Origin of the sequence: Azohydromonas sp. (assembly GCF_035325925.1) — a bacterium.
GTDB lineage: Bacteria > Pseudomonadota > Gammaproteobacteria > Burkholderiales > Burkholderiaceae_C > Calidifontimicrobium.
In genome coordinates this window covers 1-14,940 of record NZ_DAOKZA010000063.1, presented here as the reverse complement: position 1 = coordinate 14,940, position 14,940 = coordinate 1, and the positions used below count along the sequence as shown (strand labels likewise).

The window sequence follows — 14,940 nt, the reverse complement described above, 5'->3', positions numbered from 1 at the left end:
CTCGCCTTCGAGCACCGGGCGGAAATAGTTGATCTTGATCTCGATGGTGGCGCAGCGCTCGGCCGGGCCCAGCGTCGGGTACAGCGCCGCGCCCATGCCGGTGTCGGCCAGCGTGAACATCACGCCGCCGTGCACGACGCCGTGCGAGTTGAAGTGGTGCGGTTGCACCTGCAGGCACAACACGCTGGTGCCGTGACCCGTCTCGACGATGCGCGCGCCCACGTGCTCGACGAACGGCAGGTTCATCGGCGCTCCCGCGGCGGCCGTGCGGCAGCGTTCATGCCGGCTGCGGCAGGCTGTGCCACCAGATGCGCGCCTCGGTGCACAGGCCGTCGCGGAACGTGGCCTGCAGCACGCCGTCGAGCACCATGCGCGGCAGCGGGTCACCCGGCCGGCGTGCCGGCAGGCTGGTGCCCGTCGAGCGGGCCCAGATCCGGAACAGCTCCTCGGACGCGACGCGGTAGGTCACGTGCCAGTGCGCGATGCCCGATGCCTCGGCGCTGGCCAGCACCTCGTACGCCACCTGCACGTCTTCCTGCAGCTGCACGCGCTTCCAGTACTCGGCCAGCTGCGCGCTGCCGGCCTGGACCTGGAACGGCGTGTTGTGATAGCGCCCGTCGGGGTGGAACAGCGCGGCGAACATCGCCGGGTCGCGCTGCTGCCACGCGGCGCGGTAGCCGGCCATGAAGCGGTGGATGTCCTGGAGGGCGTGCATCGTGTTTGCTTGCGGTGGGCGGTCACGCCGCGGCGTCGTTGACGTGCAGCCGCAGCGACATGTGCACCTTGCCCGCGAATCCTTCTGGCGTGCGCACGGCCATCGGTTCGATCCCCCAGGCGACGAAGCCGGCCGCTTCGTACAGGCGCCGCGCGGGCTCGTTGCCATCGGTGACCGTCAGTTGCAGCAGCCGCAGTTGCGGACGGGCCGTCGCCGCGGCGATCGCGGCCTGCAGCAGTCGTCGTCCGACGCCCTGTTGCCTCGCGGCGGGACGCACGTACATGCCGACGAGCAGCGCCGCGTGACGCGTCTTCGGTCTGGCCGAGCACTGCAGCGCGACCGCGCCGACGAGCTGCTCGCCGCGAAAGGCGCCGAAGGCCTGGCTCAGTCCCTGCGCCGACGCGATGCGCTCGACCCACCACGCCAGCGGCAGCGCCGCACGCTCGTCGGCGGTCGACGTGAACGCGTCGGCGGCCTGCACGTAGGCCTCGAGCATCAGCTCGCGATAGCGCGGCGCATCCTGCGCGCACAGCCGGGCCACGTGCATCGGCGTGGCAGCGTCTTCTCCGTGGCCCGAGACCACCCGCACCTCGTCGAGACCCTCGCCGACCGTCGGCGTCCACAGGTGGTCGTCCGGGTTGCAGACCCGCACGAGAGGCTGGCCACGTCCGGCGTTCACGCCGGTGAGCATACCGCCGCTCACAACCCGGGCCGGGCGGTTGGCGGCAGCGCAGCCGCGGAGCGCCCGAGGTGATCGGCCATCTGCGAGAACAGCCCGATCCACTGCGCCGGCGTCGCGCCGTAGGCCCGGGCGTTGCGCGCGATGACGACGCCGTGCGCCGGCGAGACGAAGACGAACTGGCCGTGGTTGCCTTGCGCGTAGAACGCATCGCCCCACCGTGCGTCGCGCTGACCCCACCAGAACAGCTGGTAGTACATGCCCTCGCGCCGGTGGCCGAGGTCGGCCGCCCCCTGTGGGCCGGTCAGCGCGAGCACCGATCGCTCGCCCAGCACGCGGCGGCCGTCGGTGGCCACGCCGCCGTCGAGCATCAGCTGGCCGAAACGCGCGAAGTCGAGCGTGCGCGCGTTGACGCCGCTTTCCAGCTTCTCGAAGCCGCTGGCCTCGCTGTCGAGGCTCCAGCTGGCGCCGGCGGCCATGCCTGCGGGCTGCCACAGCCGCTGCTCGAGGTAGCGCGCCACCGGCATGCCGCTGGCGCGCTCGAGCACCAGGCCGACGAGCAGCGGGTGGTAGTTGTTGTAGAGCCAGTCGGCAGCCGGTTCGCGTGCCACCACCGTCTGCTGCAGCGCCAGGCTGCGCAGGTCGGGCCAGTAGTAGGTCTTCGCGTCGTCGCCGTTCGGCAGCCCGGTCTCGCGGTAGCGGATCCCCGCGCGCATGCCCAGCAGGTGGCGCAGCGTGATGTGCGCGAAGCGGGCGTCGCGGGCCTGCAGCTCGGGCAGACGCTTCGTCACCGGCTCGTCGAGGTCGAGCAGGCCGTCCTCGGCGGCGGCGACGACGAGCGCGGCCAGCAACGACTTGGCCGTCGAGAACGACGTGGCGCGGTCGTCGCGCCGGTGCCCGTGGTAGTAACCCTCGAAGATCACGCGGCCGTGCTGCAGCACGACGAAACCCAGCGTCTGGCGTGCGGCGAGCCAGGCGTCGATGTCCGCGTCGGGTTGCGCGGCGGCAAAGGCCTGCCGCACGCGGGCCGGCTGTAGCGCGACCGGCAGCTCGCTCGCACCGGGCCGCGCGGCGATCTCGCGTGCCGGAAAGCGCAGGCGATCGTCGACGTCGGCGTCCATCCACACGAACGTGCGGAACACGTACGCCGCGGGGTAGACCGCGAGCGCCCACGACACGGCCAGCGCGAGCATCGCCGCGGCGGCGATCGCCACGCCGGCCACGGCGCGCAGCAGGCGACGCCGCATCGGGCGCGGCGAGGGGCGTGGTGTCGGGGACGGCGCCATGTCGGGTCAACGGGCCGCGGCCGACGCACGACGGGCTGTGCGGCGCGCCCGGGCCACTTGCCGGCCGGTGGTCAGCGGCCGGCCGAACCGCTCGGCTCGAACCGCACCAGCTCCACCGTGACGGCGCCGCGGTACGTGCTCCACGTCTCGGACTTCACGATCGCCCTGGCCGCCGGCGCATACCAGTACGTCGAGCGGAACTCGCCCGACAGCACGCCGGGCCCGCCTTTCGACCGGCCGGTGAAGCTGCCGCTGGCTTCGAGCCTGAAGGCGGCGAACTCCCCGGCCACGACACGCACCGTCTCGTGCGCGACGACCTCGACGCGTGCGCCCGTGCGGGCGGTCGACTGGTTGTCCTTGAACAGCGTGTCGGTCTCGAACGTCCAGCGCTTGCCGACGCTCAGCGGGAACTGCAGCAGTCGCAGGTCGGACTCGCGGCGCGCCGGCGACTCGACCAGGTTGAGGTCGGGCGACAGCTGCAGCGGCTCGCCGTTCTCGGTGGCTGCGATGCCCTGCGGCGACACCGCGGACACCACCCAGTGGCGGTTCGGCGCCGTCGACGGCGTGCCGTAGTAGACGACGAAGCTCCAGCGGTCGCCCGGCGTCACCGGCGGGCGAGGGGCCTCCTGCGCCGTCGCGGCCGCGGGCCACGCCGCCAGCACGAGCAGCGTGCGCGCGAACGCTGCGAAGCCGTTCGGCCGGACGCCTGGCCTCGGCTTCACGCCGCGGCCGATCCGCCCGACGGCGCTCGCGCAGCGCCTGCGCAGCGTTGCGGGTTGAAGACGCGCGACGCCGAAGGCGGATGCCGGGCGAGCTTCGCGTCGGGACGTCGCGGCCGCGGCACCAGCTCGCCGCCGCAGTTGGGGCAGACGTGGCCCAACCTCGACTCGGCGCACGCGGCGCAGAACGTGCACTCGAACGAGCAGATGCGGGCGTTGCCGGCGTCCGGCGGCAGGTCGGCGTCGCAGCACTCGCAGGACGGACGGAGCTGAAGCATCGCGGGCCCTCCTCGGCGTGGACCGACTGTAGCCCCCGGCGCTCGGCGGTGGAAGTGCGGTCGACACCAGCCTGGCCCGCCGATCAGGACGCGCCGGGGTCGAGCGCGAGCTCGAGCACGACCTCGTCGTCGTCGAGTCGCCCGGTGTGGCGGAAGCCCAGCGACAGGTAGAACGGCTCGGGGCATCCGGGGCCCGGCACGTACGACAGTTCGAGCACCTCGAACAGCGCCTTCGAGCGCACATGCTCGATCACGCGCTGCATGGCCGCGCGGCCGATGCCGCGACCCTGGAACCGGGCGTCGACCATGAAGCGCCAGACGCCGATCGTCGGCGACGCGGGGGGCGGGCGCAGCAGCGAATCGTCCGCGAGCATCACGAAGCCCGCGATCTCGTCGTCGGCGTGGATCGCGCGGTACCAGGCCTGCGGGGAGAACAGCGCCTGCGCCAGCGACACCGCGTTGGGCGCGACGAAGCGCTGCTGCGACTCGGCCACGCTCAGCCGAACCACCGCGAGCACGGTGTCGGCAGTGATCTCGCGCAGCGTGACGACGGGCGGTGTGCGGCTCATGGCGTGGTCGACTCGGCGTGGGGCGGGGCGGCGGGCGCCAGCGGCGAGCGCCGGCGGTGGGCAAGTGCGGCGAGCCGATGCGGTGCCAGTGTGCGCGCACCGGGCTCGTCGGGAAGGCTACTCCCGCCAGTGCGGCCCGGCTGCCCGCGTTTGCGCGCACCGCAGCGTGCCGCGCACGGCGCCGAGCACGCCGGGCACGACGGCGCGCACCATCCAGGCCCGCGGCGGGTCGACGACGTGCGGCGCGAGCAGCCCCGGTCGATGGCGGGTCCGAAGCCGCAGCGCGTCTCGTACCGCGGGTCGCGCGGCAGGTCGGCCACCCGTGCGGCCTCGTCGCCGCGGTCGGTCGGGTGCACCGACATGGGTTCGGTCCCGGCGCTGGCGAGCGGGTGCGTCAGGCGACCGGGCGGCCGCTGCGAGTTCGCTCGCCAGCCGCGACACCGCGAGGGCGTCGGTGGACGCGCGGTCGTCGCCCGACCCGTTCAGGGTCTGGTTCACGATGCGCCAGCGCAGCCGTCAGGGCTCGCCGTCCCAGTAGTCCAGACCCTGCCCGCGCCGGTCGATGATCTCGAACGGCGCACTCGATCGCAGGCTGCCCTCGGCCAGGTACTTGCCGGAGTCGGGGTACTCGCAGATCTCGGGCGTCTCCATCGTGCTGATGGACAGGTACTTCAGCGGCGCGTCCGACGTGTTGAGGATCTGGTGCGGGTACTCGGGGCCCGCGGGAATGAAGACGACGTCGCCGGCCTTCAGCGGGATCGTCTCGCCGGCCACGCGCAGGGTGCCGCTGCCTTCGACGGCGATGAACATCTCCTCCTGGGCATGGTGCAGGTGGTACGGGCAGCCGCGCTTGCCGGGGGCCAGCACGTCGAACGACGCGCCGAGCTTGCGCGCCGCCGTGTCGTGCGCCAGGCGCGCGCCGTGCGAGTCGTAGTGCGGTTCGCGCACGAAGTGCTTCAGCGGCACGTCGTTGAAGTTGCGGATCAGCGCGGCGGCGAGTGCCTGGGCTCGGTCGTTCATGGGTCGTGGGCCGCGTGGGCGGTTGGGTCGATCTTGACGGGCGAAGGCATGGCGCGCATGCGTCGGGGCCGGCGAGGGGGGCTACGCCGCGCGGGGCCACGCCGCACGCTGGATCACCACCCGGTAGCCGTCGATGTCCTCGAACGTGCGGCCCAGGCGTGCCCAGTAGGGGTTGAACGAGGCCACCTCGGCGAATCCCGCGACGTGCATCGACCGGCAGCGCCGCTCCCAGTCGTCGCGGTCGGGCAGGTAGAACACCAGCAGGTCCTCGGGCGTCGGGGCCGGCGACACCGGGTGCCGGCGGTAGAAGGTGAACTCGAGGTGGAAGGCGGCGCCGCGCCGTCCGAGCATCACCCCGTCGAAGCCTTCGTGGTCGGCGAAACGCCCGATCTCGTCGAGCGCCAGCCCGTGCCGGTACATGCGCGCGGCGCGCTCGAGATCCGACACCGGACGGGCGATGCGCAGCGGGGCGTTCATGCGCGGCGAACTTGGTGAACCGGGTCTCGGTCCAGCCAGGCCAGCAGTTGCGCCTCGGGCGGATGCAGGCGCGGCAGACGCCGCAGCACGACCTTGCGGCCCGCGTAGCCGGCGAGGCACTGCCGATGCCCCTTCAGCGACATCGCGCCGTCGCGCACGTAGTAGTCGGCCACCCACGACAGCAGGGGCCGCAGGTTCGCGTCCTGCGCCTGCTTCGAGGGGTACTTGTGCGGCTCCCAGGGCCGGCGGCGGCAGTTGGCGAGACACGCCTCGAGCCCCGGGTCGAGCAGGACCAGCCGCGGCCCGTACGCGAGCGCGGCTTCGACGAGGTCGGCGTAGCAGCCCTCGATCACCCATCGCTCGTGGCGCGCGCAGAACGCGGCGACGTCGGCGCGCGCCGCCGCCGGGGCTCGCGCGACGGCGGGCTGGTCCGGCTCCCAGGCGACGGTGTCCAGCTCGAGCATCGCCAGCCCCGCTGCGCCGGCCAGCCAGCCGGCGAGCGTCGACTTGCCCGAGCCGGCGTTGCCGAGGATCGCGAAGCGCATCGTCACGCCGCCCCCCCGTCGTTCAGCCGTCGCCCAGGTGGCCGCGCGCGATGGCCGCCGCCTGGTCGTCGAAGATGGCCATCGCCGTCAGCAGTCGCATGAAGCCGAGCTTGCGGTAGAAACCTTCCTTGCCCGGCACCGAGTACAGCAGGATCTTGCGGTGCCCCTGCAGGGCCTCGACCAGCCGCCCGACCAGCTCGCGACCCAGCCCCGTGCCCTGGTGGCTGGGCATCACCGCGACATCGCAGATGCAGGCGCAGTCCGCGCCGTCGGACAGCGCCCGCCCTGCCGCGACGAGCCTGCCGCGGTCGTGGGCGAACAGCGTGAAGCGGCTGTTCGTGAACACGGTGCGCAGGTGGTCGGCGCTCTTGCCGCCCAGCGGCGCGAGGCGATACAGCGTCTCGAGCTCGCGCCAGTCGACGGCGTCGAGGCGCTCTGTCCAGCTGACCGGCATGGGGGGGCGTGAGCGGGCGAGGGTGGGCCTGGGAACCGGTGCGGTGTCGGCCCGGCGGCCGGCCCGCGGGGCCGATGATGGCCCACGTCGCGTCGCGGGCCAAGTGCCGGCCTCGGGCGGGCCGTTTGCTCCACGATCCGGTCCACCTCGTCGCGCGACGGCACGATGTGGTCCCGCGAGAACGCGCCGGGGTGCGGCTGGCCAGGCGCCGCGCCGTGCTCGAACCCGTTGCTTACGATGCCCTCGGTGGCCCAGCCCGGCGCGTCGCGGCAGGAGGGCAGTAGGCCACCGCGCGCCCGAGTTCGGCGACGGCCAGGGTGGGCACGCTCGGGCGCGTCTTCACGGTGTCTCGACCTTGAGCAGCTTGGTGCGTGCCGATCCGCCGCTCTTGATGCTGACCGCCGACTTGGCGCAGTCGAAGTGCCTGGCCACCAGCGCGATCAGCTCGGCGTTGGCCTTGCCGTCCACGGGCGGCGACTTCAGCTGCGCGAGCCACGTGCCGTCGTCCTCGCGAGTCAGCGCGCTGGCACGCGAACCGGGCTTGACCCTGACCTGAATGACGACGGCCGGCATGCGGGCGGTGACTCGCGTGCGCGCCGGGTCACGCCGCCGCGCGACGGCGGAAGACCAGGTCCCCGGGCTCGTAGCTGGCCAGCGCCGGCGCCGACGCCGGCGCCACTTCGGCGTAGCCGCTGCGGCGCAGCAGCGCCTGGCAGCGCGTGTTCGCCGGCACCGTCGTGGCCCAGAACTCGACCACCCCGGCCACACGGACCACCTCGTCGTGCAACCAAGCCAGCCCGGCGCGGGCATAGCCGCGGCCCCACAGCGCCGGGTCGACGAGGAACGCCACTTCCGCCCGGCCGGGCACCACCGTCGCCTCGAGCCTGCCGACCATGCGCCCGGTGTGCGCGTCGCACAGCAGGTAGTTGAGCCAGCGCTCGCGGGGGCGGCTCGGCGGCGGGCCGGCCAGCGCCCGGCCGAGGCCGAGCACGAAGTCGTCCAGCGACGGCACCTCGCCGCCGATGTGTTCGTAGACCGCCTCGTGGCGCAGCACCGCCGCGAGCCGCGGCAGGTGCTCGACGCGCAGGGACTCGACGCGGATCGGCGGCAAGGCGGTGGCTCCTCGGGCCCGGGTTTCGGTTGGGGCTCCGTGCCGACGGTGTGCCTGCGGCGGTGCTCGACCGGGTCAGGCTTCGCCGGCGGCGCCCGCCGCGTCGCCGGAGCGGGACTCGGGCGGGGTGCCGGGCTTCTTCGGCAGTGCGTCGTCGACGCTCACCCACGGCACGTGCGTCTCGTAGAAGACATGGGCGCTCGGTTCCCGGTCCAGCGGCCCGTCGATCAGCGCGCGCGCCACGTGCACCTCGCCCGGCCAGCGCTTGGACTCGAAGAACATCGGCGTGCCGCAGGTCGGGCACGAGGCCCGCCTTGCCCCCGGACTCGACTCGTACCAGCGCGGTTGCTGCGACAGCGGCGCCAGCGCGAACTGCGAGGCCGGGAAGCCGGCCCAGGTGACGAACGCGGCGCCGTGCGCGCGCCGGCAGTAGGAGCAGTGGCAGTGGGCGACCCACTTCGACGGCAGCGAAGCGCGGAAGCGCACGGCCCCGCAAAGACACGAGCCGGTGACGGAAGCGATGTCCATGGCGATGTCCCGGGGGGCGGGTCAGGCGCGCGGCGAAGCGTCGCCCGCCCCCGGTGGTCTGCGATTCATGCCGGCTTGATGCATGCGAACACCGTGTACGCGTCCTCGTCGACGACGTAGCTCGAATCATGCACCTCGAAATCCGTCTCGTGCAGCACGCGCCGCCAGGCGTCCAGCGCGAAGATCCCCATCGTCCAGCGGTCGGTCTCGATGCGCAAGCGGCCGTGGTCGCGGATCAGGTACAGCACCGTCGTCTCGTAGTGCTCGTCCGCGGGGTCGGGGTCGTACACGTTCTCGACGAAGACGACGTCGATTCCCTCGCGTGCGGCGGTGGTGGTGGTGGTCCGGTTCTGCCGGAACGTCTCGGTCGTCACGTCCGGTGTGGCGACCATCACCCCGCCGGGTTCGAGGTGGGCGTGCGCGGTGCGCAGCGCCGCGACGAAGTCGGCCCGGCTGCTCATGTGCGAGATCGCGTCGTCCATCAGCACGGCGTCGAAGCGGCGACCCAGCCTGAACGTGCGCATGTCGCCTTCGACGAAGCGGCACCCGGGGTTCAGCGCCTTCGCCTGCGCGAGCATGGCCGGGTTCAGGTCGACGCCGGTGACCTCGAAGTGCCGCGCCAGGTTCAGCACGTTCTTCCCGCCGCCGCACCCGATGTCCAGCAGGGTCCTGGTCGGGCGCCTGGCGTGTCGCCGGACGAGGCCCGTGACGTGCTCGCCGTAGTGGGCGTACTGCGTCGAGGCGTCGCCCCACAGGGGCCACAGCCACGCCAGGTCCGTGTAGAGGCGGCAGGTGTCCTTCACGTCTGTGATCATGCCGAAAGAACGCGGGGTCGCCGCCTCGTCGGCCCGCGTCCGCGGCGGACGCGGCATCGAGGCGTCACGGCCGGCGACCCCGGCGGCACTTGCTTGACGGCGATTTCGTCGCCTGCGCCGGGGCTCCCGTAGCCGGCGGCCTGGCCGGCTCCTCCCGGACGGGTGTCGCGCCAGATGCGCGCGCAGCCGAGTGTGGACGGCACGGCGTCGTGGAACGCGACCGCTCGCGCCGCCGCCGGTCACGAACCGAGCAGCCGAACCGGCACGCCGCTGCGCAGCGTGTTGTGCACCTCGGCCACCGCGTCGGTCTCGTGCAGCAGCCGCGCGATGGCTTGCGGCGGGGCCGACGACTTGATCGAGGCGCGGTAGCGAACGTCCGAAGCGGCCAGCCCGACGCCGGCGAACTCGCAGTCGGCCTGAACCCGGACCTCTTCGAGCTGCACGCCGAGGCGGGCGGCTTCGCGATACAGGTCGTTGCAGTAGCAGGTGGCCAGCGCGAGCATCAGGAACTCGCCACCGTTGGTGGCCGAGCCGCCGCCCGTGCCCTTCGGGGCGACGTCGAGCGCGTGCTCGGTGCTTCCCGTGCGAACGACCACGTGGTGCCGGCCGGGCGTGCTGATGACGGTGGCGGAGATCTCCAAGGCGTTCCTCCCTGCGTGGCCGGTGCGACCCGACGTTGGACTCTGGCGGCCGACGCCGACACGGTGCCCGGTCCGCGGGGCGCATGATGGACCACCGCGCCGCGCCGGCCAAGCGCCGCGCGGGCGCTCAGGCCGCGACGCGGGCGTACACGCGCGTGTTCCGAAGTCGCCCCGCCAGGTCGAGGCGCTCGTGGCGCAAGGTGCCCTCCAGCTCGAAGCCGGCACGCTCGGCGAGCCGCCAGCTGCGGACGTTGCGCTCGTCGGTCGTCAGCCACACGCGGCTGGCCCGCAGCACCGACAACGCGTGTTCGGCCAGCGCGCGAACACCTTCGGTCACCAGGCCGCGGCCTGCGTACGCGGTGCGCCCCCAGTACCCGACCTCGAACTGCCTGAGCTGCCAGTTCGCGTGATGCAGTCCGCTGCCGCCCACCAGCGCGCCGTCCGACTTCAGCAGGAACAGCGCCATCAGGTCCTCGTTGAGCAGGAACCTCGCGTAGGCCCTGCGGCAGCTGAGTTCGGACTGCTCGACGCTCGGCGGCGGCGTGACCCACCCGAGCCATGGCGACAGCGCCGGCAACGACTCGACGATGGCTGCGTTGACCATGGCGCCGTCGCCCGGCCTGGCCACGCGGATCACCAGCCGGTCCGACTCGATCTGCTCGGGCAGCACGTCGGCGGCAGAAGTTGCCGCGACGCCTCGCGCAGGGTGTGGCCACGGGCCCGCATCGAAGACACCTCCGCCATGGGGGCCCGCCAGCCGCTTGCCGAGCACCTGCGAACGAACCTCGTAACCCAGTTGCGCGTACAGGCGCAGTGCGCGTGCGTTGAAGCTCCAGACGTGGAGTCGCAGGTCGGACAGGCCGCGCCGCACCGCCCACTGCTGCGCTCGCTCCATGAGTGTCCGGCCGATGCCCGCACCCCGGCACCGCGCATCGACGCCGATCGCGCCGATTCGGGCGTAGGGCACGGGCTGGAGCAGCGGGTTGGCTTCGTGCGCCTGGAACACGGTCACGAACCCGACGACCTCGCCGTCGCGCTCGCAGACGAACGTGGTCGCGTTCGCGGCGCCGATGCCCTGCTGCCAGTGCGCGGCGTGACGCATGGGGTCACCGGGGCCGACGAAGATCTGCGGCCAGGCCTCGTGGTGAAGCGCATTCACCGCTTCACCGAGGCGGCAGATGGCAGCCAGGTCTTCCTGCGACGCCTCGCGAAACCGCTGCATCTGCATGGCAGTGCGAGCTAGGCAGGCCGCACCGGCAGGACGGCGCGGCCTCGCGGCCGGGCTGGCCCGACCGTGCGGGTCGACGCGGGCATGGCGCCGGGCTCCCCCGGCGACGACGACAGATCGAGCTTCATGCCCTCGTGCGAGGCCACGAACCCGAGTGACTCGCAGGAGCGCCTGGCCCGCGGGCGCCGCCTGTCGGTGGTGAGCTGCACCAGGTGACAGCAGCGCTCGCGCGCCCGCGCGATGGCCCAGCCAAGCAGTTGCCGGCCGAACCCCGCACCGCGAAGGCTGCTGCCGACGCGCACCCCCTCGATGGTGGCCCGCCAACCGCCCCGATGCGTGAGGCGAGGGGCGAAGGTCGGCTGAAGCACCGCCACGGCCGAGCCGTCGGCAGCCTCGGCGACGACGAGCTCGTTGTTGGCATCCCTCGTGATGGCCTCGAGGGCCTGGAGATACGACGACGGCAGCGGGTTCTCCCAGCGCTCGCGTTGCGCGCCGAGCGCGTCGTCGGCGAGCATGCGCACGATCGCCGGCAGGTCGGCCGCAACGGCGCGGCGAATGCGAGCAAGCGGTGCAGAGCCGGGCATGGGTTCTACTTGTCGGGCCGGGCCTGTCCTGCCGGGGGCCGGGCACTGGCGCGCAGATCCAGCCGCAGCTGCACTTCCTGCACCTGCCGGCCCCCCAGATCGAACACCTTGCCCGAGTCGGGCACCTGCTGGAAACCCGCGCGCCGATAGAAGTCCAGGCCGCGCGCGTTGTCGGCCAGCACCCACAACGTGCAGTCGCTCTTGCCTGCGGTGCGCAGTGCAGCCAGTGCGTCGTGGAGCAGCTGCCGTCCGACGCCGGTTCCCCAGGCCTGCGGGATCGCGTAGATGGCCCAGATCTCGCCTCGGTGCGCCGGTGCCCCTTCGTCCCTGCACGCTCCGTAGCTGACGAACGCCACCACCTGGCCGTCCTTCTCGCCGACCACCGTCGTCGATTCCCCGGCGCCCAGCGCGGCCTGCCAGCCCAGGGCGCGACGTTGCGCCGAGAGGCCGGCGAGGAAGGCCGGATCGAGGATCGTCGCGTAGGCGGCCTGCCAGCTGCGCACGTGCACTTCGGCGATCGCGCGGGCATCTTCGGGGATCGCGAGACGGGTTCTCATGGCGACCAGCGTGTGAGCGTGTGGCCGGTGCCGCAGCGGCGCCGAGTGCCTGAAGTATGGTCCGATTCGTCGCGAAGGCCACGAGGAGCCGCGGGTGCCGGCGTGGCCCGGACCCGCGTGGCCGTGGTCATGCCGGCCACCGCGGACATCGCCGCACCACGGCTGCCGCCGGCTGCCCACTGACCGATGAGGACGAAGTCGAACCCGGCGATGACAAGCATCGCCCAATGGCCAACGGCGATGGCCTGACGCGGGCGTTCGACATGCTGCAGCCGGTGAACCCGGCCTTGCGGGCGCTGGTCGTGCAGCGAGGCGCGACGCCAGACCCGCACTACGCTTCGCTGCGCGGAATGAGGGCCAGCAGGTCGGTGACGCCGATGTCGACGCCACACTGGAACAGCAGCGTCGAGACCTGGCCGCGATGATGCGTCTGGTGGTTGAAGAAGTGCTGGAGCAGGGCGCCGAAGCTCCTGCGCGACTCGACGCCGGCCATGTTGGCGTACGCGAGGTCGGCCGAGAGATGCTCGGGCGTCAGCTCGCACACCCAGCCCATGATGAGTTCATCGAGTCGTCGCCGGTACTGGCGCAGGCCCGCGAGGTCGGGCGCCAGGGGCTGGCTCAACGAAGACGGCCGCGCAAGCTCGGACAGTGCGCCGAGGCTGGAGAAGTTCGCCTCGTGCCTCGCGAAGCGGTGTAGCCAGATCGTGTCGGCCACCGCGATGTGGTTCAGCGTGCCCAGGATGGAGCCGAAGAAGGCCCCCCGGTCGGCCGCGAGCGTGGCGGCGTCGAGCGTGGCGGCGGCCTCGAACACACGGTCGTTCATCCAGCGGTTGTATTGCGCCATCAGCGATGCGGTCTGCGGGGTCATGGTGGTGCGTCAGGTTCGGGCCGAGCCGCGTGCGGCGCCATGCCGTGGTGCGCCGGCTCGAGCCTAAGGACAGGGTGCCTCGAGGGGCATGGACCATGCGCCGACGACCTCGCAGTCGACGGCCACGGCGCGGCGCAGGGCGTCGCCGACCGGCGCGTGCCTCTCCGCCCGGCGCACGAGTTCGTGCAGATCGTGCGCCGATGCGCCGTCTGCGGCGATCCGGACGACCGCGCGGAACGCCAGCGGGTCGAACGCTCGACGAGCACCCGCTTGCCGCCGGTGTGGCCCCGGAACCAGCAACTCGTCGCGCCGACGTCCTGGTGGCCGCGGGCGGCAAGCATGCCGCGCACACGGTGGTCGTCTTCCCGCGCCGTCATCCCGATGGAACGCCCGCGAGCGAGGCGACGTGGTGCGCGACGTGCTTCGTGACCGCGGCCATGCCGAGCCAGTCCATGTCGCATTGCTCCTTTCCCGGGCGGCCCAGCGTGGCCGGCGGAGGATACGCGGCGCCGCTCGGGCAGCGCAAGCAGGCGCGTGAAGGCGTGCCTCGGCGACGCTCGACCCGCAAGCCGTCAGCGGGGGTGACCGTCACCGCGTTCGGCACGCAGCTTGAGCGCGCGGTTCATCGCGTTGAAGCCCGCTTCGGTGCGCGTGCGCAGCGCCCCGCGCATGAGCAACGGCACCAGCACGCCGGAGAAGGTCTCCTCGTGGACGAACCTGCAGGAGCCGGCCGCCGATTCCACCAGCCGCAAGGCGTGCTCGCCGTCGAAGACGCCGCCGACGAGCACCTTTCCTCGCCAGCGGAACTCGCGCTCGGGTTCGCAGGCCAGCACCTCGGGCGCGAACGACATCGGCCTTGCGCCCTGCGGCTGGATCGTGACCCGCAACCTGCTCCCCGGCGACGGACTTCCGGCGATGTGGCGGACGAAGGGATTCCAGTCGGCGTAGGCAGCGAAGTCCATCAGGACGGCCCACACGCGCCGGGGCGGGGCCTCGATGTCGATGAACGTGCTGATGTGTCGCATGTCGTGTCGCCTGAGTCTCGAACTGCGCGTCCCGCCGGTGGTGGCCGGACGTGATCGAGGGCGCGAGCAACGAACTGCGCTGGCTGGCACGCGTGGCGCCGCACCGCGCCCACCTGCAGTGGCTCGACCTCGAGTGCCACATCGTCTGGTGCGACGAGCGCGTCGGGGCTCGCGGTGCGTGGAACCACGCGTCGGTGACTCGCCTGGCTACTTGCGTGACGAGAATGCAGACTTCAGGAACTCGATCAGTGCCGCAACCAGGAATACGGCGGTAAAGCTCCCGGCAGCCACGGCGACGAGCCCAAGTGCGACTGCTCCGATTCCTCCGATCAAGTAGGCCGCGGTTGCAGCGGCCAGCGAGACGGCGCCACTGACCGAAGCAAAGACGAGGTGCGCGCGCGGGCCTGGGGCAACTGAACCAGTCGCGCGCGCCGAGGTCGAGGCTGCAACGAGTCTGTCGTGCGCGTCGATCGACTGCTGTGCCGATACACCAGCTACTGACGTCGGTGGCCCAAGCGAGTTGCCGTACGTGTACTGGTGATTGTGGTCGTCTAGAACACCCATCGAGGCTTCCTTCCGAGGGACACGGGTTCTCCGAGATCGCAAACAGGGTAGCAGGATTGCCGGGGCGCCTCGGCGGTTTGAATGCGAGGCCGCAACGTTCGAGTCGAGACGGGACCGACGGTAGGCGCGCAGGCAACCTGGGCCAGCGGGAGCAGGATCTCGACCGATTCGTACGGCACGAAGACGGCATCTTCTTCGGTTCCCTCGATGAGTCCAAGCTCCTCGGCCCTGAACAACTCGTTTTCAGGTCCGCGACGATGCGTGCTGCGGCGACGTG

General features: G+C 72.2%; 20 protein-coding genes and 1 pseudogene. All 21 read right to left on the bottom strand.

Annotated elements, in window-relative coordinates:
* Positions 1-246, bottom strand: a 246-nt coding sequence (locus PKC53_RS17015; RefSeq protein WP_324430776.1) for a PaaI family thioesterase, incomplete at its 3' end; no start/stop codon positions are given.
* Between the two features lie 31 nt (positions 247-277).
* The gene (locus PKC53_RS17010; RefSeq protein WP_324430774.1) at positions 278-715 is read right to left on the bottom strand and encodes a nuclear transport factor 2 family protein; all 438 of its coding nucleotides are present in this window, start codon (positions 713-715) and stop codon (positions 278-280) included.
* A gap of 22 nt (positions 716-737) precedes the next feature.
* A complete protein-coding gene (locus PKC53_RS17005; protein ID WP_324430772.1) occupies positions 738-1,394 on the bottom strand; it encodes a GNAT family N-acetyltransferase in 657 nt (218 codons plus the stop codon).
* A gap of 20 nt (positions 1,395-1,414) precedes the next feature.
* Positions 1,415-2,641, bottom strand: coding sequence for a serine hydrolase (locus PKC53_RS17000; protein WP_324430770.1), 1,227 nt, complete (start codon positions 2,639-2,641; stop codon positions 1,415-1,417).
* 110 nt (positions 2,642-2,751) lie between these two features.
* Complete coding sequence (locus PKC53_RS16995) at positions 2,752-3,402, bottom strand: hypothetical protein (protein WP_324430768.1); 651 nt, start codon at positions 3,400-3,402, stop codon at positions 2,752-2,754.
* Positions 3,399-3,677 carry a DUF1272 domain-containing protein gene (locus tag PKC53_RS16990; protein ID WP_324430766.1) on the bottom strand — a complete coding sequence of 93 codons (279 nt, stop codon included), beginning with the start codon at positions 3,675-3,677 and terminating at the stop codon, positions 3,399-3,401. Before PKC53_RS16990 ends, PKC53_RS16995 begins: the two co-directional genes overlap by 4 nt.
* Before the next feature lie 83 nt (positions 3,678-3,760).
* Complete coding sequence (locus PKC53_RS16985) at positions 3,761-4,246, bottom strand: GNAT family N-acetyltransferase (RefSeq protein WP_324430764.1); 486 nt, start codon at positions 4,244-4,246, stop codon at positions 3,761-3,763.
* A gap of 516 nt (positions 4,247-4,762) precedes the next feature.
* Positions 4,763-5,266, bottom strand: a complete 504-nt coding sequence (locus tag PKC53_RS16980; RefSeq protein WP_324430762.1) for a cupin domain-containing protein — start codon at positions 5,264-5,266, stop codon at positions 4,763-4,765.
* Between the two features lie 81 nt (positions 5,267-5,347).
* Positions 5,348-5,743 (bottom strand): VOC family protein, encoded by a 396-nt coding sequence (locus PKC53_RS16975; protein ID WP_324430759.1) that lies wholly within the window; start codon positions 5,741-5,743, stop codon positions 5,348-5,350.
* Complete coding sequence (locus tag PKC53_RS16970) at positions 5,740-6,294, bottom strand: hypothetical protein (RefSeq protein WP_324430757.1); 555 nt, start codon at positions 6,292-6,294, stop codon at positions 5,740-5,742. The genes PKC53_RS16975 and PKC53_RS16970 overlap by 4 nt, the downstream gene beginning before the upstream one ends.
* Positions 6,295-6,310: 16 nt before the next feature.
* A complete protein-coding gene (locus PKC53_RS16965; RefSeq protein ID WP_324430755.1) occupies positions 6,311-6,742 on the bottom strand; it encodes a GNAT family N-acetyltransferase in 432 nt (143 codons plus the stop codon).
* 339 nt (positions 6,743-7,081) lie between these two features.
* Positions 7,082-7,315: a DUF167 domain-containing protein gene (locus tag PKC53_RS16960; protein ID WP_324430753.1), complete on the bottom strand. Its 234-nt coding sequence runs from the start codon at positions 7,313-7,315 to the stop codon at positions 7,082-7,084.
* A 28-nt stretch (positions 7,316-7,343) separates the two neighbouring features.
* Positions 7,344-7,853, bottom strand: a complete 510-nt coding sequence (locus tag PKC53_RS16955; RefSeq protein WP_324430751.1) for a GNAT family N-acetyltransferase — start codon at positions 7,851-7,853, stop codon at positions 7,344-7,346.
* A gap of 75 nt (positions 7,854-7,928) precedes the next feature.
* On the bottom strand, positions 7,929-8,381 hold the full coding sequence (locus PKC53_RS16950; protein ID WP_324430749.1) for a GFA family protein: 453 nt from the start codon (positions 8,379-8,381) through the stop codon (positions 7,929-7,931).
* A 65-nt stretch (positions 8,382-8,446) separates the two neighbouring features.
* Entirely contained in the window at positions 8,447-9,196 is a 750-nt protein-coding gene (locus PKC53_RS16945) for a class I SAM-dependent methyltransferase (RefSeq protein WP_324430747.1), read from the bottom strand.
* Between the two features lie 239 nt (positions 9,197-9,435).
* Positions 9,436-9,837, bottom strand: coding sequence for an OsmC family protein (locus PKC53_RS16940; protein WP_324430745.1), 402 nt, complete (start codon positions 9,835-9,837; stop codon positions 9,436-9,438).
* Between the two features lie 127 nt (positions 9,838-9,964).
* Positions 9,965-11,065 carry a GNAT family N-acetyltransferase gene (locus PKC53_RS16935; protein WP_324430743.1) on the bottom strand — a complete coding sequence of 367 codons (1,101 nt, stop codon included), beginning with the start codon at positions 11,063-11,065 and terminating at the stop codon, positions 9,965-9,967.
* A 110-nt stretch (positions 11,066-11,175) separates the two neighbouring features.
* Positions 11,176-11,649: pseudogene (locus PKC53_RS16930) on the bottom strand (GNAT family N-acetyltransferase); the annotation flags it as partial.
* A 5-nt stretch (positions 11,650-11,654) separates the two neighbouring features.
* Positions 11,655-12,206, bottom strand: coding sequence for a GNAT family N-acetyltransferase (locus PKC53_RS16925; protein WP_324430741.1), 552 nt, complete (start codon positions 12,204-12,206; stop codon positions 11,655-11,657).
* Positions 12,207-12,537: 331 nt separating this feature from the next.
* Positions 12,538-13,074, bottom strand: coding sequence for a DinB family protein (locus PKC53_RS16920; protein WP_324430739.1), 537 nt, complete (start codon positions 13,072-13,074; stop codon positions 12,538-12,540).
* A gap of 572 nt (positions 13,075-13,646) precedes the next feature.
* Positions 13,647-14,099 (bottom strand): SRPBCC domain-containing protein, encoded by a 453-nt coding sequence (locus PKC53_RS16915; RefSeq protein WP_324430737.1) that lies wholly within the window; start codon positions 14,097-14,099, stop codon positions 13,647-13,649.
* Between the last annotated feature and the right edge of the window lie 841 nt (positions 14,100-14,940).